This window comes from Parendozoicomonas callyspongiae, assembly GCF_023502345.1.
Taxonomy (GTDB): domain Bacteria; phylum Pseudomonadota; class Gammaproteobacteria; order Pseudomonadales; family Endozoicomonadaceae; genus Sansalvadorimonas; species Sansalvadorimonas callyspongiae.
The window spans coordinates 1-303 of sequence record NZ_JAMFLX010000167.1 but is presented as its reverse complement, the minus strand read 5'-3'; the positions used below and the strand labels follow the sequence as shown (position 1 = coordinate 303).

Genomic DNA, 303 nt, shown 5'->3' with positions numbered 1-303 from the left:
ATGGAACCATAGGGGTTGCAGACTTGCAGAGTTTTGTCATAAGAGTTAGAAATCACCCACCCTTTGGGCGTGCTGACCATACATCTGACCCAGCTGCCACGCCCTTTCAGAGTAGCGACACACATATCACCTGAAGCCCAGGTCGGATCCCATATTTTCTGGCTTCCGTCATCAGAGGCCGAAACCACCCGCCCGTCAGGGAGGATGGATACATGCCTGACATCCTTGCTGTGCCCTTTCAGAGTGGCGATACACTCCTGACCTTGCTTCTGGTCCAAGTCCCAGACTTTCAGGGTTTTGTCA

1 protein-coding gene is annotated in these 303 nt (G+C 52.8%); it reads right to left on the bottom strand.

From position 1 onward, the window contains the following. Positions 1-303 (bottom strand): WD40 repeat domain-containing protein (locus M3P05_RS20800; protein ID WP_249702067.1); only part of this gene is annotated, 303 nt, incomplete at both ends.